Source organism: Streptomyces sp. HNM0575, from assembly GCF_012726265.1.
Taxonomy (GTDB): domain Bacteria; phylum Actinomycetota; class Actinomycetes; order Streptomycetales; family Streptomycetaceae; genus Streptomyces.
Window position 1 is genome coordinate 149,771 of the sequence record NZ_JAASAG010000013.1, and the last position, 24,827, is coordinate 174,597.

The window sequence follows — 24,827 nt, forward strand, 5'->3', positions numbered from 1 at the left end:
CCCGTCAGGGTACCGGTGCGATCACTCCGGCTCTAACGAGTACCGCGGCGGCGTGCGGGGCCCTGCCGGCACGGCGTTTCGGAGAGTTCCGCGCGGGGGCTCTCACCAGCCGTGCCGGGTCCGGGAGTTGAGAGCCGGGGCATGGAAACCGAGGGGTTGTCCACGTACTTATCCACAGCCCGGATCAACCCTCGAAACGTTATCCACAGGCCCTCGGGCGAGGCTGTGGATTGTGGAGGAGATCGTTCCCGGGAATCCCGCCCACCCGGGAAATTTCCTCGCAAACCTGTAGCAAGTCCTCGTTCGAGGGGGGTTGAGTCACACCGATGAGTGACCGAGAGGGATCCCCGTGACGAAACCGGACGGAACGCGTTCCGAAGCCTTTGAGGTCTGCATGCCGTTTTGTCGATAACACCCGTGGTGGGCAAGGCAGTTGTACACAGCACCCAGGACCGCCTGTGGATAACTTTCGGAGGGTGGGGAGAACCGCCTTCCCCGCCTCCGCCCCGGGAGCCCGAAGACCTGGTACGGGCCGGTCACAGCCCGGACGAGCGCCGTCACATCCGCCGCACGGCCTCCCGTCAGGACCCGGTCTTCGGCTCCCGTTCAGCCCCGCCCGTCCAGGCAGCGCGTCAGCCAGTCGGCCGCCTCCACGAACTCCGCGTCCGTCGTGCCGGGCCGCGCCGTCGCGTGCCCGCCGTCCGCACGCGGATACGAGCCGAGATAGCGCACCTGCTCGCACGCGCGCTTCAGGCCCATCAGCACGTCGCCCACCCGGCGGTCCTGCAAGTGGCCCTCGCAGTCCACCGAGAAGCAGTAGCGGCCGATCCCCTCTCCGGTGGGCCGGGACTCGATGCGCATCATGTTCACGCCGCGCGACGCGAACTCCTGGAGCACCTCCAGCAGCGCGCCCGGGTGGTCGTCGCGCAGCCAGAAGACCACCGAGGTCTTGTCCGAGCCGGTCGGCGCCGCGGGCCGCGCCGGACGCCCCACCAGTACGAAGCGGGTGACGGCGTCGTCCGCGTCGTGGATGTCCGTAACGAGCGGCTCCAGGCCGTACGTGTCGGCGGCGAACTCGCCCGCGAAGGCCGCGTCATAACGGCCCTCCTGCACCAGCCGGGCACCGTCGGCGTTGGACGCGGCGGACTCCCACAGCGCGTGCGGGATGTGCTCCGCGAGCCAGCGGCGCACCTGGGGCTGCGCGACGGGATGGCCCGTCACCGTCTTGACGCCCTCCAGCGGGGTGCCGGGGCGGGCCAGCAGCGCGAAGGCGATGGGCAGCAGCACCTCGCGGTAGATGGTCAGCGGAGTGCCGCTCGCCAGCTCGTCGAGCGTCGCGGTGACGCCGCCCTCGACGGAGTTCTCGATGGGTACGAGGGCCGCCGCGGCCTCTCCGCTCCGTACGGCGTCCAGGGCGGTGGGCACCGAGACCATCGGAATCAGGTCGCGGGTGGCGGCTTCGGGGAGGGTGCGCAGGGCGGCCTCGGTGAAGGTTCCTTCGGGGCCGAGGTAGGCGTAGCGGCTCGCTGGTGACATGAGGACACGTTAGCGGCGCCCGTGACGGGAGGCTTCCGGCGTCTCACCTTGCGGGCGGAGGCTGTTCCTCCGGCTCGCCCGCAGGCCCGTATGCAAGGTCCATACGCAGGGTCCATACGCAAGGCGCGTACGCAAGGCCCGATGCCCGTACGCATGAGGGCGGGGGCTGCGGTCTGCTCGACCGCGGCCCCCGCCCTCGGCTCCCGGACGCGTGCGCCGGTGTGCCGTGCCCGTCACTCCTCGCCGGCGAGCGTGAAGGTGCGCAGCTTGCGGCTCGCGTACCAGGCGCCGCCGATGGTGGCGACGGCCAGCAGCGTCACGCCCGTCGTCATGCCCACCTCGGAGGTGATGCCGGCGCCGCTGCCGCCGACCTTCTGCGCGAGCGTCAGGGCCCACTGCTGTACGGACAGCTCCTTCGCGCCCGGTACGAGGCTGCCGAACAGGGCCTCCCAGATCAGCGCGTACACCAGGCCGATCACGACGGCGTGCCGCGAGACGGTGCCCAGCAGCAGGAACAGCGAGCTGTAGGCGACGGACGCGGCCGCCGCGGCGACCGCGTAGGCGACGGCGATCTGCTGGCTGTTGCCGTTGAGGATGTAGCCCGCGAGGAAGGTCGGGACCGCCGAGAAGACGACGGTCACGCCGATGGCGACCAGCAGCTTCGTGACGACGATGCTGGAGCGCCGGGTGGGCTTGGACAGCAGATAGACCACGGAGCCGTCGTCGATCTCCGGTGCGATGGCGCCCGTACCGGCGACGACGCCGATGAGCGGGACGATCGTGGCCATCGCGAAGCCGCCCAGCAGCTGCTTGGTGATGTCGTCGTCGACCTCGCCGAGCAGGCGCACCGCGACGGCGACGACGAGCAGCAGCAGCGGGAGCGCGCACAGCAGCAGCGCGCGGCGGCGCCCCAGCAGGGCCCGGTAGGTGAGCCTTGCGACTGTCGTGTTGTACATCGTGAGGGCTCCCTTCAGGCCGCGACGAGGTACGAGAAGACGCTCTCCAGGGACTCGTCCGAGGGCGAGACCGTGTAGAGCCGGATGCCGTGCTCGCGGGCGAGCCGCGGAAGGACCTCGGTGAACCGGCCGAAGTCGATGGCCTGGATCTGGAGGGCCTTCTCGTTCCAGTCGAGTTCGATGCCCGCCGTCGAGGCGTCGGCGATGAGGGCCGCCGCGAGGCGCCGGTCGTCGCTGGAGCGCACGAGGTAGCGGTGCGGGCGGTCCGTCATCAGGCGGCGGATCTTGCGGAAGTCGCCGCTCGCCGCGTGCCTGCCCGCGACCACGACCTCGATGTGGGAGGCGAGCTGCTCGACTTCCTCCAGGATGTGCGAGGAGAAGAGCACGGTGCGGCCGGCGTCTCCCATCTGCCGCAGCAGCTGCATCAGTTGCATGCGCTGCCGGGGGTCCATGCCGTTGAACGGTTCGTCGAGCAGCAGCACCGACGGCTCGTGCACCAGGGCGGACGCCATCTTCACGCGCTGGCGCATGCCCTTGCTGTACGTGGAGATCTTGCGGTCCTGCGCCTGCTCCATCTCGACGGTGGCCAGGGCCTCGCGCGCGGCGGCAGCCGGGTCGGACAGCTTGTGCAGCTCGGCGTTGGCGAGCACGAAGTCCCAGCCGGTGAGGAAGTCGTACATCCCCTCGCGCTCGGGGACGAGCCCGATCTCCTTGTACGCGTTCTGGTTGCGCCAGATCGGCGCCCCGTCGAGGGTGACGCTCCCGGTCGAGGGCGGCAGGAAGCCGCCCATCATGTTGATGAGGGTGGACTTGCCAGCGCCGTTCGGCCCGAGCAGGCCCGTCACGCCGGGACCGATGTCCATGGTGATGTCGTTTACGGCGACGACGTTCCCGAACCAGCGGGACGTGTGGTCGATATGAAGAGTCGTCATGGGCGTGGCCCATTCCTTCCAAGGGTGGCGGCGGGCGACGTCGGGTTCTGCCCTGGGGGTCCCCCCTGGGGGCGCCTCCCCGCGAAGCGCGGGGGAGGAGCGAGGGGGAGGAGCCCGAGGGGAAGGGAGGTCACAGCCCGGCCTTCCGGTAGCGGCGCAGCAGGAGCGCGTATGTGCCCGCGATCAGCAGGACGGTGAGCAGCACGTAGGCCGAGGTCTGCATCGAGGTCAGCTCCTCGCCCCTCGGGAAGGCGTTCTCCCCGTCGAGGAGCTTGCTCTGGAGACCGTCGACGAGCGAACCGGGCGACGCCAGACCGAGCCAGCCGATGGCGGGGGCGTTGTCCTGCGAGGCCACGATCGCCTGGAGTGCGCTGACGAGCATGTACGGGATGGTCAGCACCGCGATGATGGCCGCCACACCGAAGCCGCGCCGCGGGGTCGCGGCGGCCACGGCGAGCGCGATGCCCCCGTGCAGCACGGCGAAGACGAGGCAGCAGACGAGTCCGAGCGCGAAGCCCTTGGTCTCGTCGCCGAAGTCGAGCTTCGCCAGCAGCGCCCCGATGTAGAGGATCAGGACCGACGTCCCCGTGAAGACGAAGATGGCGGCCGAGAGCGCCGCGTACTTGGCGCCGACGTAGTCGCTGCGCTCGATGGGGCGCGAGAAGTACAGCGGTACGACGCGGAAGCGCAGGTCGAGCGAGACGGCCTGGGGTGCCATGGCGGCGATGAAGACGCCGATGACGGGCTGCATCTGGATGACGTACTGGTTGTAGTCGACCGGCATCTCCTTGGCCTTGGTGAAGACCGTGACGGCGACGACGATCGCGGCCGGTACGCACATCACCGCGAAGAGGAGCATCGGCAGCACCTTGGACTTGGCCGAGCGGCCGAGGCCGTACGCGCCGCGCAGGGACTGCTCGAAGAGGGAGGTGCGCGCATAGCGGCGGCCCAGCCGGGGGCCGTCGTAGTTGCGGTAGCCGATGTTGTGGATGACGTCCTCGCCGCGCTGCCCCGGTGGGCGGCCCGCGGTGGCGACGGGCGTGCTCGTGCTGGCGTGAGGCTCAGGCGACATCGCCGCTGCCTCCCTTCTGCGGCTGGAGTTCGCGGTCGGCGGCGGAGGCGGATGCGCCGGGGGCGGTGACGGCTGCGTCTCCGGTGCCGGCCGTGCCCGAGGCGACGGCGTCGCCGCCGGCCTGGAAGACCTCCGCGATGCGGTGGCGGCGCTGTTCCATCCGCACCAGGCCCAGGCCGAGTTCGATGACGGTGTCGCGGACGGTGTCGTACGCCGACTCGTCCGTCGCGTCGACCATCAGCACGTGTCCGGCGCCGGGCGCTCCCTCGGCACCTGGGGTCTGTGCGGACAGCCCGGCCGCGACGAGCGCCGAGCGCAGGGCCTCCGCACCGTCCGGGTGGGCGTCGGTGTCGGTGACCTCGACCGCGAGGGACGGGGTGCGCTTGGTGAAGTCCGCGGTGCTGGAGGCGCGCAGCAGCTTGCCGCCGTCGATGACGACGACGTGGTCGCAGGTGCGCTCCAACTCGCCCAGCAGATGGGAGGTGACGAGCACGGAGATGCCGAAGTCCGTGTACACGCGGCGGATCAGGGCGAGCATCTCGTCGCGGCCGACGGGGTCGAGGCCGTTGGTCGGCTCGTCGAGCAGCACGAGCTTCGGGTCGTGCACGAGGGCCTGGGCGAGCTTTACGCGCTGCTTCATGCCCGTCGAGTAGCCGCCCATGGGGCGGTAGCGCTCCTCGTACAGGCCGACGTGGCGCAGGGTGTCCGCCGTGCGTTCGCGCGCGGCGGTGAAGGGCAGCCCGGACATGCGCGCCATGTGGACGACGAACTCGGTGGCCGAGACGTCGGGCGGCAGGCAGTCGTGCTCGGGCATGTAGCCGACGCGCTCGCGGATCGCCCGGCCCTCGCGCGCGACGTCGAGTCCGAGGACGGCGGCGCCGCCCTCCGTCGCGGGAGCGAGCCCGAGCAGGATCTTGATGAGGGTCGATTTACCGGCCCCGTTGGCGCCCACCAGGCCGGTAACACCCGGTGTGATGCCCACGGTCAGCCGGTCCAGCGCGGTCACCCGTGGGTACCGCTTGGTGAGGCTTTCGATAGCAATCACAGTCACCCTCCCGACGCTAGGGCCTCACAGGCATGTGTCACGTCCGCCCAGGGCACTGGATCCGACTGGTACCGAAGGGTGATGCTCCCTTAAGGGGGTCGTAGGACAAGTGGTGCCAGTCGGGACCAGGACGGGGCCAGTCGGGAGCAGTCGGTGCCAAAGCCGCGGCCCTCCGCCGGGCGGTTCTCGACTTCTTGCGCTTACCGCCGGTATCCACAGGCGCGGAAGCCCTGTTGACGCCCGCGGCCCGGTCGTTGTCACCTTGATCGGTGCCGGTCGGTGTCGATCGGCGTCGGATACGCGGACAGGGCGGGCAGGCCGGTGCGCCGCCGGTTGCTGAGTTGGGGGGCGCAGTGAGCGAGCAGTACGACGACGAGGGCAGGGGCGGCGGCAGCCGCGGCGCCGGGGGCCGGGCGATCGGTCCCGGTCTCGATCCGGGTCCCGGCCCGAAGCCCGGTCCCGGTCTTGATCCAGGTCTTGATCCAGGTCTCGACGCCGGACTCGAAGGTGCCCGTGAGCGGACGGTGTGCACCCCCGAGGGCGTCGGGCTGTCCGTCGCGGAGCTCGGGGATCCCGAGCGGCCCACCGTCCTTCTTGTGCACGGCTATCCGGACAGCAAGGAGGTCTGGTCGAAGGTCGCGCGAAGGCTGTCGGGGCGTTTCCACGTGGTGGCCTACGACGTGCGGGGCTGCGGGCGCTCCACCGCTCCCAGGCCGCTGCGCGGCGGCTTCACGCTGGAGAAGCTCACGCAGGACTTCCTGGCCGTCGCCGGTGCGGTCTCCCCGGACCGGCCGGTCCATGTGGTGGGGCACGACTGGGGATCCGTACAGGGCTGGGAGTTCGCCACGGCCGAGGAGACCAGGGGCCGGATCGCCTCCCTCACCTCGATGTCCGGTCCGTCCCTCGACCACTTCGGGCACTGGATCAAGAAGCGGGTGAGCCGTCCGACGCCGCGGCGGCTCGCGCAGGCCGCCGGTCAGGGCGCCCGCTCCTGGTACGTCTACATGCTGCACACCCCCGTCCTGCCGGAGCTGGCGTGGCGCGGCCCGCTGGCGCGGTACTGGCCGAGGCTGCTGCGCCGCGCCGAAAAGCTCCCGGACGACGGCTATCCGACGGCGTCGCTGCCGCGTGACGCCGCGCACGGAGCCTGGCTCTACCGGGACAACGTGCGCTTCAGGCTGCGCCACCCGCGCGAGGACTGCCACGCACACGTTCCGGTCCAGCTGATCACGCCGACCCGCGACGCCTTCCTCAGCGAGCGGCTCTACGACGACGTGGAGTCGTGGGCGCCCGGTGTGACACGGCGGACGCTCGACGCCAGGCACTGGATTCCGCGTACCCGGCCGGACCAACTGGCCGCGTGGGTCGGCGAGTTCGTCGACGCCCAGGAGTCCGGCCGTACGGGCGCGGGGCAGCAGCCGGAGCAGGGGCGGCGGCAGCCGCGTCGGCGGACCGCGGCGCGCGGCAAGGTCTTCGCGGAGCGCTTCGGCGGCCGGCTGGTGCTGGTCACGGGCGCGGGCAGCGGCATCGGCCGGGCGACCGCGCTGTCCTTCGCCGCGGCCGGTGCCCGGGTCGTGGCGGTGGACGTCGACGGCGAACGGGCGGCCGCCACGGCCGACTCGGCACTGCGCGCGGGCGCCCCCCGTGCATGGGCGGAGACCGTGGACGTGAGCGACCAGGACCAGATGGAGAAGCTGGCCGCCAGGGTCGCGGAGGAGCACGGCACCGTCGACGTGCTCGTCAACAACGCGGGCATAGGCGTCTCGGGCCCCTTCCTCGACACGAGCGTCGAGGACTGGCGTCGGACCCTGGACGTCAATCTGTGGGGCGTCATACACGGCTGCCGGCTGTTCGGAGCTCGGATGGCCGGGCGGGGGCAGGGCGGGCACATCGTCAACGTGGCGTCGGCGGCGGCGTATCAGCCGACCAGGCTGCTGCCCGCGTACGGCACGTCGAAGGCGGCGGTGCTGATGCTGAGCGAGTCGCTCCGCGCGGAGCTGGCGGGCCGTGACATCGGCGTCACGGCCGTCTGCCCCGGCCCGGTGACCACCGGCATCACCGGCACGGCACGCTTCGTGGGCCTCGACGAGGCGGGGCAGCGGCGCCGCAGGGAGCGGATCGAGCGGCTGTACAGGCTGCGCGGATATCCGCCGGAGAGGGTCGCGACGGCGATCATGCGGGCGGTCATACGCAACCAGGCCGTGGTCGCGGTGACGCCCGAGGCCCGTGCCGCGCTGGCGCTCTCCCGGGTCGCGCCGCGGGCGCTGCGCGGTCTCGCCCGTATCGAGCCACGGCTGTGACGGACCGGGGCCGGGGCCGGACGCCTTAGTCGCGGGGGGGGGGACCAGGACCTCCGCCGTGCGGACGCCTCCGCGTGTGCGCGGCGGGCAGCGCTGCCGCAGTGTGGACGGATGGCAGATCCGGAGCGCCGTTGGTGTTTCGCGGACCAGCTGGGCCCGCACTTCCTGGACAGCGGGGACCAGCCGGTGCTGCTCGTCGAATCGCGGGCCGTGCTGCGGCGCCGTCGCTTCCACCGGCAGAAGGCGCACCTGGTGCTGTCGGCTCTGCGCCACCGGGCCGCGGAGCTGGGCGAGCAGGCCCTGTTCGTACGCGCGGACACCTACCGCGAGGCGCTGGCCCGCGTGCACGGGCCGCTGACCGTGTGCGGGCCCACCTCACGGGCCGCCGACGGCTTCGTACGAGGGCTGGACGGAGTGACGGTGCTGCCCTCGCGCGGCTTCGTCACCGGTCACGACCGCTTCGAGGAGTGGGCCGCCGGGCGCGGGGACCGTCCGCTGCTGATGGAGAGCTTCTACCGCGTCGCGCGCAGGCTGACCGGGACGCTCATGGAGGAGGACGACGACGGCGGCAGCGGAAGGGACGGCGGTGACCGGGCCGACCGGGGCGACCGCGACGGCGGCCGGCCCGCCGGAGGCCGGTGGAACCTCGACAGGGAGAACCGCGAACCCCCGCCCGCGGACGGCGGACTCGCGCTTCCCGCGCCGTACCGTCCGCGGGAGGACGACATCGATGCCGAGGTGCGTGCCGACCTCGACGCCGCCGAGAGGCGCGGCAAGCTCTCCTTCGTGGGCCGCGACGGCCCGCGCCGCTTCCCCGCCACCCGTGCCGAGGCGCGCAGGGCGCTGCGGGACTTCGTACGGCACCGGCTGCCGTCGTTCGGGCCGTACGAGGACGCCATGCTGACCGGCGACCCGGTGATGAGCCACAGCATGCTGTCCGCCGCGATGAATCTCGGGCTGCTGGACCCGATGGAGTGCGTACGTGCCGCCGAGACCGCGTGGCGCGACGGCGAGGTGCCACTGCGCAGCGCGGAGGGCTACATCCGCCAGATCGTCGGCTGGCGCGACTACATGTGGCACACCTACTGGCACTTCGGGCCCGCCTACACGCGGCGCAACGCGCTGCGGGCGCGGCGGCGCCCGCCGGAGTGGTTCGCGGAACTCGACGCCGACGCCGTGCAGGCCAACTGCCTTTCGAACGTGCTGCGTTCGGTGCGCGACGTGGGCTGGACGCACCACATTCCGCGGCTGATGGTGCTGGGCAACTACGGCCTCCAGCGCGGCTGGCACCCGGCCGCGCTCAGCGACTGGTTCCACCGCTGCTTCGTCGACGGCTACGCCTGGGTGATGGCGACGAACGTCATCGGGATGTCCCAGTACGCGGACGGCGGAAGGATCACGACGAAGCCGTACGCGGCGGGCGGCTCGTACATCAACAGGATGAGCGACTTCTGCCACGACTGCGTCTACCGGCCGACCGCGCGCTCCGGCGACGACGCGTGCCCGTACACGGCCGGGTACTGGTGGTTCCTCGCGCGCAACAAGGAACGGCTCGCGGGCAATTGGCGCCTGGCGCCGCAGCTGCGGAACCTCGCCCGCATCGACGATCTGAACGAGATCGTCGCGCGCGAACGCCATCGGGGCCGTCCCTGAGCGCCGCGGACGGCAGCACATGAGCGCCGCGTACAGCGCCCGCGTACAGCGCCCCCGCGTACAGCGCCACGGTTCACAGCCCGGGGGCTCCCCACACGGGGAACCAGCGGCCCAGATCCGGCTCGATCGGCAGGTCGTCGGTCAGCAGTCCCCGTATCTGCAACTCCACGGCGCTGTCGCGCTTCTCCTGCCGGCCGGGCTGCGGGGCGAACGGGTAGAAGGTGCCGCGCTTGTAGAGGTAGACGAGGGCGAGCGGACGGCTGTCGGCGGCGTCCCCCGGCTCCGTGGCCGGCTCCGTGGCCGGCTCCGCGTCCGGCCTCGCGTCCTGCCCCGTGCCGTGCTCCGGCCCCGGGTCGCCGTCCGGGCCACCGTCGCCGTCCGGCCCCGGCCCGGCCGCGGGCGCCGACGCGCGGAAGCCCACGAGCGAGCACAGCAGCTGAGGCCCGAACCCGTTCTCCTCAAGGAGGGTGTTGACCGCGTGCAGATCGTTGACCAGCTCCCCCAGCCCCTCCGGCCGGTGCCGCGCCACGAGCCACGTGTAGTCGTACTCGTCCTGGCCGAACTCCACGGGGACTCCGCCGCGTTCGCCTCCGGCGTCCAGCAACTGCCGTACGTCGCGCTGCAACTGCTTGAAGGCACCGCCCTCGACGCTGGCGAAACAGACCGAACCCAGCCCCGTCGGCACGAGGTCCGCGCCCGCCTGAAGCGTGACGGCGGCGGCCGGGAGGGCGAAGAGCTGGTCGAGGTCGGGGCGTACGGGCTTGCTGCGGCCCAGTAGCGCGTCGAGGATGCCCACGGAGTTCACGTCCCTGTTGCTGATGGCTGCGTTTGCCGGGTCTTCCTTTACTGAACGGCTGCCTTTACTGAACGGGCGGCTTTACTGAACGGGCGGCTTTACTGAACGGGCGGCTTTACTGAACGGGCGGCTTTACTGAACGGGTGCGTTGCTGAGCGGGTGCGTTGCTGACGTGACCGCCTCCCGGTCGTCTCTCACTGCTGCTGTCCGAGCTGGGCCGAGATGCGGCTCAGCTGCTCCAGGCGGCGCTCCAGCGGCGGGTGGGAGGAGAGCAGCGTCGCGACGGTCTCGCCGGAGAAGGCGGGCGCGAAGAAGAAGGCGTTGAACGGCTCGGCCTTGCGCAGATCCCGCGTCGGGATGCGCGCCATCTGCCCCGTGACCTTGGTGAGCGCCGAGGCCAGCGCGGACGGCCGTCCCGTCAGCAGCGCGCCCGCCCGGTCCGCGGACAGCTCCCGGTACCGCGACAGCAGCCGGGTCAGCAGAAAGCTCAGGATGTAGACGAGGATGCTGACCAGCGGAATCACCAGCAGGATGATGCCGAGGCCGCTCTGGTCGTTGCGTCCCGCGCCGCTCAGGCCGCCCCACAGCGCGACCCGGGTCAGTACGCCCGCGAGTACACCCAGGAACGAGGCGATCGTCATCACGGCGACGTCGCGGTGCGCCACGTGCGACAGCTCGTGCGAGAGGACGCCCTCGACCTCCTCCGGTTCGAGGCGCCGCATCAGTCCGGTGGTCGCGCAGACCATCGAGTTGCGCTGACTGCGGCCCGTGGCGAAGGCGTTGGGCACGTCGCTGGCCGCCATGGCGACCTTCGGTTTCGGCACGTCGGCCAGCGCGCACAGCCTGTCCACCGCACCGTGCAGCTCGGGTGCCTGCTCCGGTGTCACCTCGCGCGCCCCCATGCTGAAGGCCGCGATCCGGTCGCTGAACCAGAACTGCGCGACGAACAGACCGCCCACCGCGAGCACGATCAGCGGCCACGCGTTGCTCATCACGGCGATCAGCGTGCCGACGAGCACCACGTACAGCAGTCCGATGAGGAACATCGTGACCACCATCCGGCTGGTGAGTCCACGGTCGGCTACGTATCGCCCACGAGCTGCTGCCATGACGGCGCTCCTCCCTCACTCGTGCCGTGGCCGGACGCCGCGGCGAGCCGGGCGGCCGGTGATCGTCCCCGGTTCAGCCCCGCCCCGCGTCGCTCCGGTACGACACTTATGGAGCCAATTGTCCACTCTTCGCCTCGGAAAAGGCCAATGACAGAGAGCAGCTACGGCCTGACCCGGCGCGACTGACGCCGAGGACCGTGCGTACCGCTCGCCGTAGGCTCGGCGGCATGGCATCTTCCCCGGGGACCGAACGCATTCCACGGCTGAGCACCGTGATCCTGCCCGTACGCCGCTGGCACGAGGGAGCGCGCGAGCAGTGGCAGCGCGCCGAAGAGCTGGGCTTCCACGCCGCCTACACCTACGACCACCTCTCCTGGCGGGCCGAGTTCCGCGACCGCACGTGGTTCGGCGCGCTGCCGACCCTCACCGCCGCGGCGGCGGCCACCTCGCGCCTCCGCCTGGGCACGCTCGTCACCTCGCCCAACTTCCGGCACCCCGTGACGCTCGCCAAGGAGCTGATGTCCCTGGACGACGTCAGCGGCGGGCGCCTCACCCTCGGCATCGGCGCCGGGGGCAACGGCTACGACGCCACGGCGCTCGGCCAGGAGCCGTGGACGCCTCGTGAACGGGCGGACCGGTTCGCCGAGTTCGTGCCGCTGCTGGACCGGCTGCTGCGCGAACCGGTCGTCTCGTACGAGGGCGAGTTCTACTCGGCGAACGAGGTGCGCGGCATCCCCGGCTGTGTGCAGCGCCCGCGGCTGCCCTTCGCCGTCGCCGCCACGGGCCCGCGCGGCATGCTGCTCGCCGGCCGCTACGGCCAGGCATGGGTGACCACCGGCGACCCGCGCATCGCCGCGACCGGCACACCGGCCGAGGGTCTTCAGGCCGTACGCGACCAGATCGTGCGGCTCGGCACCGCCTGCGCGCAGACCGGACGCGACGGTTCGGAGCTGGAGAAGGTCCTGCTCACGGGCTTCGTACCGGGGTCTCCGCTGGCGTCCGTCGACGCCTTCGCCGACTTCGCGGGGAAGTACGCGGAGGCGGGCGTCACCGAGATCGTGCTGCACTGGCCGATCCCGGACTCGCAGTTCGCCGCCGACGAGAAGACCTTCGAGCGCATCGCGACCGAGGGGCTCGCCCAGCTGCGGGGACGGTAGACGTGGCGGCCCGGTGCGTTGCGGGCCCGTGCGTTGCGGGCCCGTGCGTTGCGAGTCCGTGCGTTGCGGTCCCGAGGGCCCGTTGGGCGCGGCTTCCCCGGAGCGCGGAGACCGCCTCGCGTGCGCTCATCGGCTGCACCCTCCGCACGGGTGTGCGGGCATATGCGGGAGGATGGTGTCCGTGACTGAGCCGCCCGCATACCGTGCCCCCAGCGCTCCTTCCTCCGACCCCGCCCCCGACCTCGGCGCCGACCTCGCCGCCGGCCTCACCGGTGGCCCGGCCGCCGGGCGCACGACCGGCCCGGCGCCCGGCCTCGCGACGGGTCCGCCCTCGCCCGCGCCCCGCGCCGTACGCCCGCGCCTGATCGCGACCGACCTCGACGGCACCCTGCTGCGCAACGACAAGACCGTCTCCGCGCGTACGGTCGCGGCCCTCGCCGCCGCCGAGGCCTCCGGCTTCGACGTCTTCTTCGTGACCGGCCGCCCCGCCCGCTGGATGGACGTCGTCAGCGACCACGTGCACGGCCACGGCCTCGCCATCTGCGCCAACGGCGCCGCGGTCGTCGACCTGCACCGCGGGCGGCGGGTCGTCGACGTACGTCCGCTGGACCGGTACGACGCGCTCGCGGCCGTACGCACGCTGCGGGAGGCCGCGCCCGGGGTCAGCTTCGCCGTCGAGCGCAGCGGCGGCATCCACTACGACCCCGACTACCCGGCGCTGCACCCCGACCCGGTCGGCGTCGTCGCGCCCGCCGAGAAGCTGCTCGGCTCCGAGCACGAGGAGCCCGTGCTGAAGCTGCTCGCCTACCACCCGGAGCTGGAGCCGGACGAGTTCCTCGCTCTCGGACGCGAAGTCGCGGGCGCGCACGGGCAGTTCACGCGGTCCAGCCAGTCGGCGCTGCTGGAGATCAGCGGTTCGGGAGTAAGCAAGGCCAGCACGCTGGCGCGGTGCTGCGCGCGGCGCGGCATCCGTCCCGAGGAGGTCGTCGCCTTCGGCGACATGCCCAACGACGTGGACATGCTGACCTGGGCGGGCACGTCGTACGCGATGGCCAACGCGCATCCCGACGTGCTCGCCGCGACGACGCACCGTACGTCCTCCAACGAGGCCGACGGAGTCGCCGAGGTCATCGAGCGGCTGGTGCGTCTGCACGGCGGCGCCCGTACGCGGAGGCAGCACGCTCAGGGCGCTCACGGCGCCGGTCCTGGTCCCGGTCCCGGTCCCGGTCCCGGTCTCGGTCCGGGTCCCGGTCCGGGTCCCGGTTCGCGTCCGGGGACCGGCGGCCGTCAGGCTCCGGGTGCCGCGGGCCGCCGCTCGCCGCTTCACGGGCCAGCATCCGGCTGAACGGCCCGCCGGCGGCGGCCAGTTCGGCGTAGGCACCGCGCTCCACGGTCCGCCCCGCGTCGAGCACGATCACCTCGTCCACCGCCTCCAGGCCCTTCAGCCTGTGTGTGATCAGCACCGTCGTACGGCCCTCGGTGGCGGCCAGCAGATCGGCCGTGAGGGCGTCGGCGGTGGGCAGATCGAGATGCTCGGCGGGCTCGTCCAGCACCAGTACGGGGAAGTCCGCGAGCAACGCCCGTGCCAGCGCGAGCCGTTGACGCTCGCCGCCGGACAGGCGGGCACCGTGCTCCCCGACGAGGGTCTCCAGCCCTTCGGGCAGCGAGTCCGTCCAGGCGTCCAGGCGGGCCGCGGCGAGGGCGCGGCGCAGATCGCCGTCCGTGGCGTCCTTTCGCGCCAGGAGCAGGTTCTCGCGGAGCGTGCTGTCGAAGATGTGGGCGTCCTGGGCGCACAGCCCGACGTGGCGGCGCACGGTGTCGGAGTCCAGGTCCGCCGCGCGCACCCCGCCGCCCCCGGCGCCGTTCGGGCCGCTGTCCCCGCTGCGGTCCGGGCCGCGGTCCGGGCCGCCGCCGAGCGTGTACGTGCCGCTCTCCGCGTCCAGGAAGCGGAGCAGCGTGCGGGCCAGTGTGGTCTTCCCCGAGCCCGAGGCGCCGACGACGGCGACCCGGCGGGCGGGTGTCAGCGTGAGGTCGAAGTCCGCGAGCGGTGGCGTCGGCCGGCCCGTCCCGACTCCCCTTTCCGGCCCGGCCCCTGTTCCCGTACCGGCACCGGCACCGGCACCGAGACCGAGGCCGGAACCGGCACCCGCCCCCGCCCCGGCAGAACGCACCGGCTCCGGATAGCGCACCGAGACGCCCCGCAGACGGAGCGGGAACGGCGAGGCGGGCCCGCGCACGGGACGCGCGGGCTCCCGTACGGGCTCGGGCGCCTCCAGCACCTCCCGTACCCGCTCGGCCGAGCGCCGTGCCCGCTGCCGGAACTGAACGGCCTGCGGCATGCCGCCGACCGCCTCGAACGCGGTGAGCGGCACCAGCACGACCGCCGCGAGCCACACCCCGTCGAGCCGCCCGGCATGCACGGCCGCGGTACCGGCCCAGGCCGCCGCGGTGACCGTGAGCCCGCACGCGAGAGCCGTCAGCCCCGATCCGGCGGCGGTGGCGGCGGAGGAGCGGGCGGCGAGCCGCGTGAGCGTGCGGTCCGCCGCGCGGGCCGACGCCTTGCGCTCGGGCAGGGCGCCCGCGACCGTCAACTCGTCCGCGCCGGTGAGCAGATCGACCACCCGGGTCGTCAACAGGGCACGGGACGGCGCGAGTCGGCGTTCCGTACGGCGTGAGAGAAACCCGGTGACCAGCGGCACTGCCACGCCCGCGAACAGCAGCCCGGCGGCGAGCACCGCACCGGCGGAGGGCAGCAGCGCCGCGGTGAAGGCGACGGCGGCGGCAGCGGTGACGGCCGCGACGACGGCGGGCAGCAGCCAGCGCAGGTAGCGGTCCTGGAGGGCGTCCACGTCGGCGACGAGCCGGGTGAGCAGGTCGCCGCTGTGCGTACGGCGGAGGGCGGCGGGAGCGAGCCGCTCCAGCCGCCGGTAGACCCGTACGCGTACGTCGGCGAGCAGGCGGAGCACCGCGTCGTGGGAGACAAGGCGCTCGGCGTAGCGGAAGACGGCACGGCCGATGCCGAAGGTGCGGGTCGCGGTGACGGCGACCATCAGATAGAGGACCGGCGGCTGCTGGGAGGCGCGGGAGATCAGCCACCCCGAGGTGGCCATGAGCCCGACGGCGGAGAGCAGGGCGAGCGAGCCGAGCACGGCCGCCGCCGTCAGCCGCCGGACACCGCGATCGCGAACGGCCCCGCGCACCCCGGACGGATCGAAGGCCCCAGACGAATCCGAGACCCCGGACGGCGGGCCTGGGCTCGGCTCAGCACCTTCCGCCCCCGGCCCATGCGCACGCTCGGCGCCACCCTCCCGTACCGTCTCCGCCGCCGCCCGTCCCCCGACTCGCTCGACCCCCGCACCGCACACGGGACTTGAGCAGACCGGACCCGAATCCACCGGACCCGAATCCACCGGACCCGAGGCTCCGGCGCCCGGCGGCGCCGGCAGTTCGACGACCCGGTCCACCGCCGCCAGCAGCCCCGGCCGGTGGGTCACGAGGAGAACCGTGCGGTCCCGCGAGAGACGGTGGCGGCGCAGCGTGCCCGCGACCGACGCCTCCGTCTCGCCGTCGAGCGCCGCCGTCGGCTCGTCGAGGAGCAGCAGCGGCCGTTCCGTGAGGAACGCCCTCGCGAGGGCCACCCTCCGGCGCTGCCCCGCCGAGATCCCCTCGCCCCCCTCGCCGAGCACGGTCGCCGGGTCGAGGTCCGCTCCCGCGTCGGCCAGCGCGGCGGCGACCTCGGCGCCGCCGGCTCCGGGGCGCGCCAGTCGTACGTTGTCGGCGACGGTGCCCGCGAAGAGATGCGGATGCTGGGGCACCCAGGCGATCTGCGCGTGCCAGCTGGCGAGTTCGACGTCCCGCAGATCGGTCCCGTCGACCCGTACGGCACCCGAGGCGGGCCGTGCGAAGCCGAGCATGGCGTGCAGCAGCGTGGACTTGCCCGCCCCGGAGGGCCCGGTCAGCGCGACCGTCTCGCCGGGCCGCAGCGTCAGTCCGGTCGCCGGCAGGGAGTCGTGTGCGCGGCCCTCGTGCCGCACGCGGAGCCCGTCGACGGTGACGGTGGCGGTCCGCAGATCGGGTGCCGGGACGCCGCCCGCGGGAGGCGCCGGTTCGGCGAGTACGGCGAAGACCTCGGCGGCGGCGGACAGCCCCTCGGCGGCGGCGTGGTAGTGGGTGCCGACCTGGCGCAGCGGCAGATACGCCTCCGGGGCGAGCACGAGGACCAACAGCCCGGTGTAGAGGTCGAGTTCGCCGTGCACCAGCCGCATGCCGATGCCGACCGCCACGAGCGCCACGGAGACGGTGGCGACCAACTCCAGCACCAGGGACGACAGGAAGGCGACGCGCAGGGTGCGCAGCGTCGCGCGGCGGTAGTCGCCCGTGATGGCCCGGATGCTGCGGGCCTGCGCCTTGGCGCGCCCGAAGACCTTGAGCGTCGGCAGCCCGGCGACGACGTCGAGAAAGTGCCCGGACAGCCGGGTCAGCAGGCGCCACTGCCGGTCCATGTGGGTCTGTGTGGCCCAGCCGACGAGCGCCATGAAGAGCGGAACCAGGGGAAGCGTCACGGCGATGACGGCCGCCGAGACCCAGTCGGCGGTGACGATGCGCACCAGTACGGCCGCGGGTACGGCCACCGCCAGGGCGAGTTGGGGCAGATAGCGGGCGAAGTAGCCGTCGAGGGCGTCGATTCCGCGGGTGGCGAGCGCGGCCAGCTCACCGGTGGGCCGCCCCCGCAGCCACGCCGGGCCGAGGGCGAGGGCGTGGTCCGTCAGCCGCGTACGCAGCTCCGACTTGACCGCCGCGCTGGAGCGGTGCGCCGCGAGCTCGGTGAGCCAGGAGACCAGGGCACGGCCGCACGCGATCGCCGCGAGCAGCAGCAACTCGCCGCCCACACCGCCGTCTTGCCGGAAGGCCCGTACGACGACGTCCGCGATCAGCACGGCCTGCCCGATGACCAGCAGCGCCGACAACAGCCCCAGCAGCACCGACGCGGCGAGGAAGACGCGGGTGGTGCGGGCGTACGTCAGCAGCCGCGGGTCGACGGGCCTCATCAGTGGTCCCCGGCGATGTGCTGCGTACCGATGCGCTTGCGGAACACCCAGTACGTCCAGCCCTGGTAGAGCAGCACGACGGGCGTGGCGAGCGCCGCGCACCAGGTCATGATCTTCAGGGTGTACGGGGTGGACGCGGCGTTCCCGGCGGTCAGACTCCAGCGCGGGTCGAGCGAGGAGGGCATTACGTCGGGGAAGAGCGCGAGGAAGAGCGCGGCGACCACGGCCGCGACGGTCACGCCGGACAGCGCGAACGCCCGGCCCTCACGGGCGACGGCGTTGCACGCGACGGCGCCGAGCAGCGCGAGGACGGCGCCGGCCGCGGCCGCGAGGCTCCTGCCGTCGCCGGAGTGCAGCTGCGTCCAGGCGAGGAAGCCCACGGCGGCGACGGCGGTGCCCGTCCCGAGGTATCCGGCCAGCCGGCGCGCCCGCGGCCGGATGTCCCCGCTCGTCTTCAGCGCCGTGAACACGGCGCCGTGGAAGGTGAAGAGGCCGAGCGTGACCAGCCCGCCGAGCAGCGCGTACGGGCCGAACAGGTCGGCGAGGCCCCCCGCGTAGTTCTTGTCACCGTCGATCGGGACCCCGCGCACGACGTTCGCGAAGACCACGCCCCACAGGAACGCGGGCAGCAGCGACGTGACGAACAGCGCCTTCTCCCAGCGGTCCTGCCAGCGGGTCTCCGAGCGCTTCGCCCGGTACTCGAACGCGACGCCGCGGACGATGAGGCACACGAGGATCACCAGCAGCGGCAGGTAGAAGCCGGAGAAGAGCGTCGCGTACCAGTCGGGGAAGGCGGCGAAGGTGGAACCGGCGGCCGTCAGCAGCCACACCTCGTTGCCGTCCCAGACGGGCCCGATGGTGTTGATCAGTACGCGCCGTTCGCCGCGGTCGCGTGCGAGGAGCCGGGTGAGGACGCCGACGCCGAAGTCGAAGCCCTCCAGGAAGAAGTAGCCGGTCCACAGCACGGCGATCACCGCGAACCAGATGTCGTGAAGCTGCATCGCGTGCTCCTCAGCGGGGGCGGTGGGATTCGGTGGACTTAAGGGGGGGGCCGGGCGGACGTGGAGGGGGTCAGTAGGAGAACGCCATGGGCCGGTCGGGGTCGTCGCGGTCGTGCCCGCCGATCCGCGTGGGCGGATCGAGGTCGGCGTCGGTCAGCTCGGGCGGCCCGGCCTTCACGTACTTCGCCAGCAGCTTGATCTCGATGGCGGCGAGCACCGCGTACAGCGCGATGAAGACGCTCATGGACGTGACGACCTCGCCCTGGGCGACGCTGGGGGAGACGCCCGCCGAGGTCGGCAGCACGCCGTAGACGACCCACGGCTGGCGGCCGGTCTCCGTGAAGATCCAGCCCCAGGAGTTGGCGATCAGCGGGAACGCCATGGTCAGCAGCGACAGCCGCCAGTACCAGCCGCTGAGCGCCGGGCCCAGCTCCCGGTCGCGGGTGAGCGCGAGACGCGGCACCTCGTCACCGGCCGTACGGAGCCGGGGGGAGATCCACAGCCTGCGCCGGGTGAGATACAGCCCGGCGGCCCCGAGGGCGAAGGACGACATCCCGAAGCCGATCATCCAGCGGAACGACCAGTAGGCGACGGGGATGTTGGGCCGGTAGTCGGCGATGTCGAGCTTGCCGCCGTACTTGGCGCGCAGCGCGGACTCGGTGTCCTTGATGCCGGGCACCGCGTCGGAGAAGTTGTCGTGCGCGAGGAAGGAGAGCAGCCCGGGGATCTCCACGGCGACCTTGTTGTGTCCGGTCTTCGGCGGCCCCACGTCCCCGTAGGCGAAGAGCGAGAACGGCGCGGGCGCCTTGGTCTCCCACAGCGCCTCGGCCGCGGCCATCTTCATCGGCTGCTGGTCGTACATGATCTTCCCGAGCCGGTCGCCGCTGACGGCGGTGAGCACCCCGGCGATCACCATCGTCACCAGCCCCAGCCGCAGCGAGGCGCGCATCACGGGCACGTGCCGGCCCCGCATCAGGTGGTACGCGGCGATGCCGACCACGAACGCCCCGCCGGTCAGGAACGCGGCCACGAGCGTGTGCGCGAACTGCGCCAGTGCGGTGTTCTGCGTCAACACCCTTACGAAGTCGGTGAGTTCGGCCCGCCCGCTGCCGTGGTTCATGCGATAGCCGACGGGGTGCTGCATCCAGGAGTTCGCCGCCAGGATGAAGTACGCGGAGAGCACCGTGCCGATCGCCACCATCCACATGCACCCGGCGTGGATCCGCTTGGGCAGCTTGTCCCAGCCGAAGATCCACAGGCCGATGAAGGTGGACTCGAAGAAGAAGGCGATCAGCGCCTCGAAGGCGAGGGGCGCGCCGAAGACGTCACCGACGAAGCGCGAGTAGTCCGACCAGTTCATGCCGAACTGGAACTCCTGGAGGATCCCGGTCACCACGCCCATGGCGATGTTGATCAGGAAGAGCTTGCCCCAGAACTTCGCCGCCCTGAGGTACTTCTCCTTCCCGGTACGCACCCACGCGGTCTCCAGACCGGCGACGAGCGACGACAACGCGATCGTCAGGGGCACGAACAGGAAGTGGTAGACGGTCGTGACGCCGAACTGCCAGCGCGCCAGGGTCTCCGGCGCCAGAGCTGTCATCTCCACCGGCTCTCTCCTTCGCCTCGCGGCTGCGGCCGGCGCCCGAAGCGGAGGTTCGCCCGCGTTCGGGCCGTAATGCCCCCGGCCACAAGTGGTGCTCGTGAATGAGTTCACATTCACAAGTAATACTACGGCCGGGCCTTTCGGACATGAGCCCGGGGGTCCCCAAGAAAAAGGAGCGGCCACCGCGGTCGGTGCGGTGGCCGCTCGACGGCGCTCAGCGGGCCCCGTCGGGGCCCGCCGTTGTCAGAGTTCGCTCTTGCGGAAGGCCGCCGCCGCCTCAAGGAAGATGTCGTTCGCCTCGGTCTCCCCCACCGTGACTCGCACCCCTTCGCCCGGGAAGGGCCGGATCATCACGCCCGCCTGTTCGCACGCCGCCGCGAAGTCGCCCGTACGGTCGCCGAGTCGCAGCCATACGAAGTTCGCCTGCGACTCCGGGACCGTCCAGCCCTGTGCGACCAATTCGCGGGAGACGCGGGCGCGTTCGGCGACGAGCGCCTCGACCCGCTCCAGCAGTTCGTCCTCGCTGCGCAACGAGGCGACCGCCGCGTCCTGGGCGATGCGGCTGACGCCGAAGGGGACGGCGGTCTTGCGCAGGGCGGCGGCGACCGGTTCGTGGGCGACGGCGAAGCCGACCCGCAGCCCCGCGAGTCCGTACGCCTTGGAGAAGGTGCGCAGCACGCACACGTTGGGGCGGTCGCGGTAGAGGCCGAGGCCGTCGACGACGCGGTCGTCGCGCACGAACTCGCGGTACGCCTCGTCCAGCACGACGAGCACGTGGTCCGGTACGCGGTCCAGGAAGCGCTCCAGGGCGTCGCCGGGGATCGCCACGCCGGTTGGGTTGTTGGGGGTGCAGACGAAGATCAGGCGGGTGCGGTCGGTGACGGCGTCGGCCATCGCGTCAAGGTCGTGCTCTTCCGTGTCGGTGAGGGGCACCTGCACGGAGTCGGCTCCGGAGATCTGGGTGATGATCGGATAGGCCTCGAAAGAGCGCCAGGCGTAGATCACTTCGTCGCCCGGGCCGGCCGTGCACTGGACCAACTGCTGTGCGACGCCGACGGAGCCGGTGCCGGTCGCCACGTGCTCGATGGGCACGTCGAAGCGGTCGGCGACGGCGTCCACCAGGACCGTGCACGCGAGGTCCGGGTAGCGGTTGGCGGTGCCCGCCGCGGCGGTGATCGTCTCCAGCACGCCGGGCAGCGGCGGGTACGGGTTCTCGTTCGAGGACAGCTTGTACGCGGCGGGCCCCGAGGCGGCCGGCCTGCCCGGCTTGTAGGTGGGGATGCCTTCGAGCGCGTCGCGCAGCCTGGGCTTCTTCTCGCTCACCGCTGTCTCCTCCTCGTCCCTGCCGCCGGCCCGTCCCGGTGGGTGTCGCTGCCGGTGGTCACTGCCGTCGGCCGCCGCCGGCCGGGCCTGCCGCCAGCCTCCAATGCTGCTAACCCTAAGAGGAATCAGGCAAGGGGCGTGCGGGCGTGCAGCATGAGCCCCCTCACGCACTTCCAAGCCGGTGGCTTGAGCCGTGGCGCGCGTCACTCATGAAGGTGAGTTGAGACCTCCTCGCAACATCGCCGTATCCGTGGGCACAATCGCCCGCAGAGGCGGCCAAACTTCATGATGCTTCGTCAACTGACGTGCTTTCCAAGGCAGTTGGGCGTAACGGCACATGCAGAATCGTGCCTTCTGGGGTCCCCTTGCGGTGGACGGAACCCCCTCCGCGGCGGGCCTACGATCGGGGCGCCATGACAGCAGCAGAGAAGCATCAGGTAGGCCCGGCTTCGGCTCCGCGCCGGGCACACGGGGGAAACCGGCTGAGCGGGCGGGCGGGCATCCGCGACGTCGCCGCCGCGGCCGGTGTCTCGATCACGACTGTCTCCGACGCGCTCAACGGCAAGGGCCGCCTGCCCGACGCCACCCGCAGCCATGTGCGCGAGGTCGCACAGCGCCTCGGCTACCGGCCCTCGGCCGCCGCCCGTACGCTGCGCACCGGCAAGTCCGGCCTGATCGGGCTCACGGTCACGACGTACGGCGAAGAACCGTTCACTTTCACCGAGTTCGCCTATTTCGCGGAGATGGCCAGAGCCGCCACCTCGGCCGCGCTCGCCCGCGGATACGCCCTCGTGATCCTGCCCGCCACCTCGCGGCACGACCTGTGGTCGAACGTCGCGCTCGACGGCACCGTCGTCATCGACCCGTCCGACGAGGACCCGGTCGTCACCGAGCTGGTGCGCTCCGGCCTTCCCGTCGTCTCCGACGGCCGGCCCGCCGGCTCGCTGCCCGTCACGGCCTGGGTCGACAACGACCACGAGGAGGCCGTGCGCGGACTGCTCGACCACCTCGCCGAGGCCGGCGCCCGGCGCATCGGGCTGCTGACCGGCACCAGCACCGACACGTATACGAGGCTGTCGACCACCGCGTACTTCGACTGGTGCGCGCGCGTGGGACAGGAACCCGTCTACGAGCACTACCCGGCGCACGATCCGTGTGCGGGCGCCATCGCCGCCGACCGCTTACTGGCCAGGCCCGACCGCCCCGACGCTGTGTACGGGCTCTTCGACCCCAACGGCACGGACCTGCTGGCCGCCGCCCGCCGGTACGGGCTGCGCGTGCCCGAGGACCTGCTGCTGGTGTGCTGTAGCGAGTCCAGCGTCTACGCCGCCACCGAGCCGCCCATCACCACGCTCTCGCTCAAGCCCGGCCGCATCGGGAACACCGTCATCCAGCTGCTCATCGACGCGATCGAGGGCGTCGGCCACGAGGCGCAGGTGCAGCAGGTGATGCCCACGGACCTCATCGTCCGTACGTCGTCGCAGCGCCGGCGGCAGCGCACCACGATCAGCGCGCCACGCTCCCCCGGAGCCGGGGCCGGGCCGGGATCCGAAGCGGGTCCGGAGGCAGCCGGGCCGGAGACGGGCGGCCCGGAGGCAGCCGGCACAGAGCACAGAGACCCGGAGCACGGCGACCCGGAGCACAGCGGTCCCGAGGACCGCGGCCCGGAAGCCGGTCCGGAAGCCGGTCCGGAAGCCGGTCCGGGGACACAGCACGGTCCCGGCTGACGCGGCGTCATCCTGCGTCGCGCGGCTTCATCCGATGGTCGTGCGGTCTTCTCCGGACGGGCCCGGACCGGGCGTGCCCGCGCCAGCACCGCGGACGAGTGGGTATTTTCGGGAAGAATGCGCCCGCGCCGTCGCACGCGAGCCGCAATTGCCACCCCCAGGTGCGTCACAAGGTGCGACCGGCGTTCCTATGATGGGGCGCACGACACCGGGACCCGATCCCGACCTGTGGAACCTTGGCCCCGTGGGTCGGCGTGACAGGCAGCGGGCGGGTATCCCCGCCGACGCAGGCAGGGCGAGACCCGGACAGGTGCACGGCGGCACGCGATGGTGGAGGGGTCGATGACTCAGGGGGCCGGTCAGGTACCGGGTACATGGCAAGGCGGCGGTGCCGTCGCGCACGGCCCCGGAGCCGCGGGCGCGCCCGTGCACACCGAGCATCCCCCCGTACAGGCGCCTGCTCCGCCCCGGGAGCAGGAGGACGACGACGGCCACGGCGACGACGGTTACACGCCGACGGAGCGCGACCTGCCGGTCGTCCGCCCGGAGGCGGAGGACGACGGGGGCGAGCCGACGCTCGTCGACGTCGCCGTGCAAACGGCCATCGAGGAGGGCGAGGGCCCGCTCTACGTCGTGGGCGACGTGCACGGCTATCTCGACGAGCTGCGCGAGGCGCTGCGCAGCGCCGGGATCACCGACGACCGCGACGAGTGGGCGGCGGGCAACACCCGGCTGTGGTTCCTCGGCGACTTCACCGACCGCGGCCCGGACGGCATCGGCGTCATCGACCTCGTCATGAACCTCTCCGCGCAGGCGGCCGCCGTGGGCGGCTACTGCAAGGCGCTGCTGGGCAATCACGAGCTGCTGCTGATCGGCGCGAAGAAGTTCGGGGACACGCCCGTCAACTCCACTGCGGGGACCGCCTCGTTCCAGGCGGCGTGGCTGCTCAACGGCGGCCAGCGCTCCGACATGGAGCGGCTGGAGGACCACCACGTGCAGTGGATGTCGCGGCTCGACGCGATGGCGCTGGCGGACGGCCATCTCCTGCTGCACTCGGACGCCACCTGCTATCTCGACTACGGCGACACGATCGAGGGCGTCAACGACGCCATCACCGAGGCGATCCAGCGCAACGACGCGGACGAGACCTGGGAGTTGTTCCGCAAGTTCACCAAGCGCTTCGCCTTCCGCGACGAGACGGGCTCCATGGCCGCACGCGAGCTGCTCACCGTCTTCGGCGGGCGGCAGATCGTGCACGGTCACAGCCCCATTCCTTACCTTCTCGGCGAACTCGCCAACGGCGAGGCGGGGGAGGGCGCGGACGCCGACGAGGACGTGCTGCCGGCAGTCACCGGACCGCATCTGTACGCGGACGGGCTCGCGCTCGCCATGGACGGAGGCGTGACCATGGACGGCCGACTCCTCGTCACCCAGCTGCCGTTGGATGACTAGCTGTATTGACCTGGTGCGTTGTTCACGCGGCTGATCGGTGGCTTGCCTCCGAGTGCGGTGTGGCAGCGGTGTTGGTTGTAGGTGTGGAGGAAGTCTGCCAGGGCTGCGGTGCGTTGG

General features: G+C 72.1%; 16 protein-coding genes and 3 pseudogenes. 6 read left to right on the forward strand and 13 right to left on the reverse strand.

The features are described 5' to 3' along the window. Positions 1-606: 606 nt before the first annotated feature. The 6 genes from pheA to HCC61_RS31020 form a co-directional block, all read right to left on the reverse strand. Positions 607-1,536 (reverse strand): prephenate dehydratase, encoded by a 930-nt coding sequence (gene pheA, locus HCC61_RS27165; RefSeq protein WP_169139895.1) that lies wholly within the window; start codon positions 1,534-1,536, stop codon positions 607-609. Between the two features lie 233 nt (positions 1,537-1,769). Next, entirely contained in the window at positions 1,770-2,492 is a 723-nt protein-coding gene (locus HCC61_RS27170; protein WP_169139897.1) for an ABC transporter permease subunit, read from the reverse strand. Positions 2,493-2,506: 14 nt separating this feature from the next. After that, the gene (locus HCC61_RS27175) at positions 2,507-3,424 is read right to left on the reverse strand and encodes an ABC transporter ATP-binding protein (RefSeq protein ID WP_169139899.1); all 918 of its coding nucleotides are present in this window, start codon (positions 3,422-3,424) and stop codon (positions 2,507-2,509) included. 130 nt (positions 3,425-3,554) lie between these two features. Beyond that, a complete protein-coding gene (locus tag HCC61_RS27180) occupies positions 3,555-4,496 on the reverse strand; it encodes an ABC transporter permease subunit (protein ID WP_169139901.1) in 942 nt (313 codons plus the stop codon). Continuing rightward, positions 4,486-5,541 carry an ABC transporter ATP-binding protein gene (locus tag HCC61_RS27185; RefSeq protein WP_169139963.1) on the reverse strand — a complete coding sequence of 352 codons (1,056 nt, stop codon included), beginning with the start codon at positions 5,539-5,541 and terminating at the stop codon, positions 4,486-4,488. The genes HCC61_RS27180 and HCC61_RS27185 overlap by 11 nt, the downstream gene beginning before the upstream one ends. A gap of 257 nt (positions 5,542-5,798) precedes the next feature. Next, complete coding sequence (locus tag HCC61_RS31020; protein WP_240969334.1) at positions 5,799-6,143, reverse strand: hypothetical protein; 345 nt, start codon at positions 6,141-6,143, stop codon at positions 5,799-5,801. On the opposite strand from HCC61_RS31020, the gene HCC61_RS27190 reads away from it, so the two are divergent. Continuing rightward, positions 6,066-7,841: an SDR family oxidoreductase gene (locus HCC61_RS27190; RefSeq protein ID WP_346777410.1), complete on the forward strand. Its 1,776-nt coding sequence runs from the start codon at positions 6,066-6,068 to the stop codon at positions 7,839-7,841. The two genes, HCC61_RS31020 and HCC61_RS27190, sit on opposite strands and share 78 nt — an antisense overlap. Before the next feature lie 111 nt (positions 7,842-7,952). Further along, positions 7,953-9,494 (forward strand): cryptochrome/photolyase family protein, encoded by a 1,542-nt coding sequence (locus HCC61_RS27195; protein WP_169139905.1) that lies wholly within the window; start codon positions 7,953-7,955, stop codon positions 9,492-9,494. A gap of 73 nt (positions 9,495-9,567) precedes the next feature. Here HCC61_RS27195 and HCC61_RS31025 read toward each other — a convergent pair whose 3' ends face one another. Together HCC61_RS31025 and htpX are read right to left on the reverse strand one after the other, a co-directional pair. Next, positions 9,568-10,290 (reverse strand): hypothetical protein, encoded by a 723-nt coding sequence (locus tag HCC61_RS31025; RefSeq protein ID WP_346777411.1) that lies wholly within the window; start codon positions 10,288-10,290, stop codon positions 9,568-9,570. A gap of 194 nt (positions 10,291-10,484) precedes the next feature. Then, positions 10,485-11,399 (reverse strand): zinc metalloprotease HtpX, encoded by a 915-nt coding sequence (htpX, locus tag HCC61_RS27210; RefSeq protein ID WP_169139907.1) that lies wholly within the window; start codon positions 11,397-11,399, stop codon positions 10,485-10,487. Between the two features lie 227 nt (positions 11,400-11,626). On the opposite strand from htpX, the gene HCC61_RS27215 reads away from it, so the two are divergent. Further along, a complete protein-coding gene (locus HCC61_RS27215; RefSeq protein WP_169139909.1) occupies positions 11,627-12,556 on the forward strand; it encodes an LLM class flavin-dependent oxidoreductase in 930 nt (309 codons plus the stop codon). A 361-nt stretch (positions 12,557-12,917) separates the two neighbouring features. After that, positions 12,918-13,697: pseudogene (locus HCC61_RS27220) on the forward strand (Cof-type HAD-IIB family hydrolase); the annotation flags it as partial. Here the strand turns inward: HCC61_RS27220 and cydD are convergent. The 4 genes from cydD to hisC all read right to left on the reverse strand — a co-directional run bounded on the left by cydD (position 13,684) and on the right by hisC (position 21,531). Next, entirely contained in the window at positions 13,684-17,604 is a 3,921-nt protein-coding gene (gene cydD, locus HCC61_RS27225) for a thiol reductant ABC exporter subunit CydD (protein ID WP_169139911.1), read from the reverse strand. The pseudogene HCC61_RS27220 and the gene cydD overlap by 14 nt on opposite strands. Next, positions 17,604-18,605, reverse strand: coding sequence for a cytochrome d ubiquinol oxidase subunit II (gene cydB, locus HCC61_RS27230; RefSeq protein WP_169139913.1), 1,002 nt, complete (start codon positions 18,603-18,605; stop codon positions 17,604-17,606). The genes cydD and cydB overlap by 1 nt, the downstream gene beginning before the upstream one ends. Before the next feature lie 70 nt (positions 18,606-18,675). Continuing rightward, on the reverse strand, positions 18,676-20,205 hold the full coding sequence (locus HCC61_RS27235) for a cytochrome ubiquinol oxidase subunit I (RefSeq protein ID WP_169139965.1): 1,530 nt from the start codon (positions 20,203-20,205) through the stop codon (positions 18,676-18,678). A 246-nt stretch (positions 20,206-20,451) separates the two neighbouring features. Then, the gene (gene hisC / locus HCC61_RS27240) at positions 20,452-21,531 is read right to left on the reverse strand and encodes a histidinol-phosphate transaminase (RefSeq protein ID WP_169139915.1); all 1,080 of its coding nucleotides are present in this window, start codon (positions 21,529-21,531) and stop codon (positions 20,452-20,454) included. Positions 21,532-21,944: 413 nt separating this feature from the next. Between hisC and HCC61_RS27245 the strand changes: the two are divergent. After that, positions 21,945-23,057, forward strand: a pseudogene (locus HCC61_RS27245) (LacI family DNA-binding transcriptional regulator); the annotation flags it as partial. A gap of 528 nt (positions 23,058-23,585) precedes the next feature. After that, entirely contained in the window at positions 23,586-24,710 is a 1,125-nt protein-coding gene (locus HCC61_RS27250; protein WP_169139918.1) for a metallophosphoesterase, read from the forward strand. On the opposite strand, the pseudogene HCC61_RS27255 reads toward HCC61_RS27250, so the two are convergent. Then, a pseudogene (locus tag HCC61_RS27255) lies at positions 24,707-24,827 on the reverse strand (IS481 family transposase); the annotation flags it as partial. The gene HCC61_RS27250 and the pseudogene HCC61_RS27255 sit on opposite strands and share 4 nt — an antisense overlap.

What these genes read in the sequence shown, in the direction of transcription:
- HCC61_RS27195 (WP_169139905.1), top strand. Translation starts at nt 7,953, where the DNA reads ATGGCAGATCCGGAGCGCCGTTGGTGTTTCGCGGACCAGCTGGGCCCG.
- cydD (WP_169139911.1), bottom strand. Translation starts at nt 17,604, where the DNA reads ATGAGGCCCGTCGACCCGCGGCTGCTGACGTACGCCCGCACCACCCGC.
- HCC61_RS27215 (WP_169139909.1), top strand. Translation starts at nt 11,627, where the DNA reads ATGGCATCTTCCCCGGGGACCGAACGCATTCCACGGCTGAGCACCGTG.
- cydB (WP_169139913.1), bottom strand. Translation starts at nt 18,605, where the DNA reads ATGCAGCTTCACGACATCTGGTTCGCGGTGATCGCCGTGCTGTGGACC.
- HCC61_RS27250 (WP_169139918.1), top strand. Translation starts at nt 23,586, where the DNA reads ATGGTGGAGGGGTCGATGACTCAGGGGGCCGGTCAGGTACCGGGTACA.
- HCC61_RS27175 (WP_169139899.1), bottom strand. Translation starts at nt 3,424, where the DNA reads ATGACGACTCTTCATATCGACCACACGTCCCGCTGGTTCGGGAACGTC.
- HCC61_RS27170 (WP_169139897.1), bottom strand. Translation starts at nt 2,492, where the DNA reads ATGTACAACACGACAGTCGCAAGGCTCACCTACCGGGCCCTGCTGGGG.
- HCC61_RS27180 (WP_169139901.1), bottom strand. Translation starts at nt 4,496, where the DNA reads ATGTCGCCTGAGCCTCACGCCAGCACGAGCACGCCCGTCGCCACCGCG.
- HCC61_RS27235 (WP_169139965.1), bottom strand. Translation starts at nt 20,205, where the DNA reads ATGACAGCTCTGGCGCCGGAGACCCTGGCGCGCTGGCAGTTCGGCGTC.
- pheA (WP_169139895.1), bottom strand. Translation starts at nt 1,536, where the DNA reads ATGTCACCAGCGAGCCGCTACGCCTACCTCGGCCCCGAAGGAACCTTC.
- htpX (WP_169139907.1), bottom strand. Translation starts at nt 11,399, where the DNA reads ATGGCAGCAGCTCGTGGGCGATACGTAGCCGACCGTGGACTCACCAGC.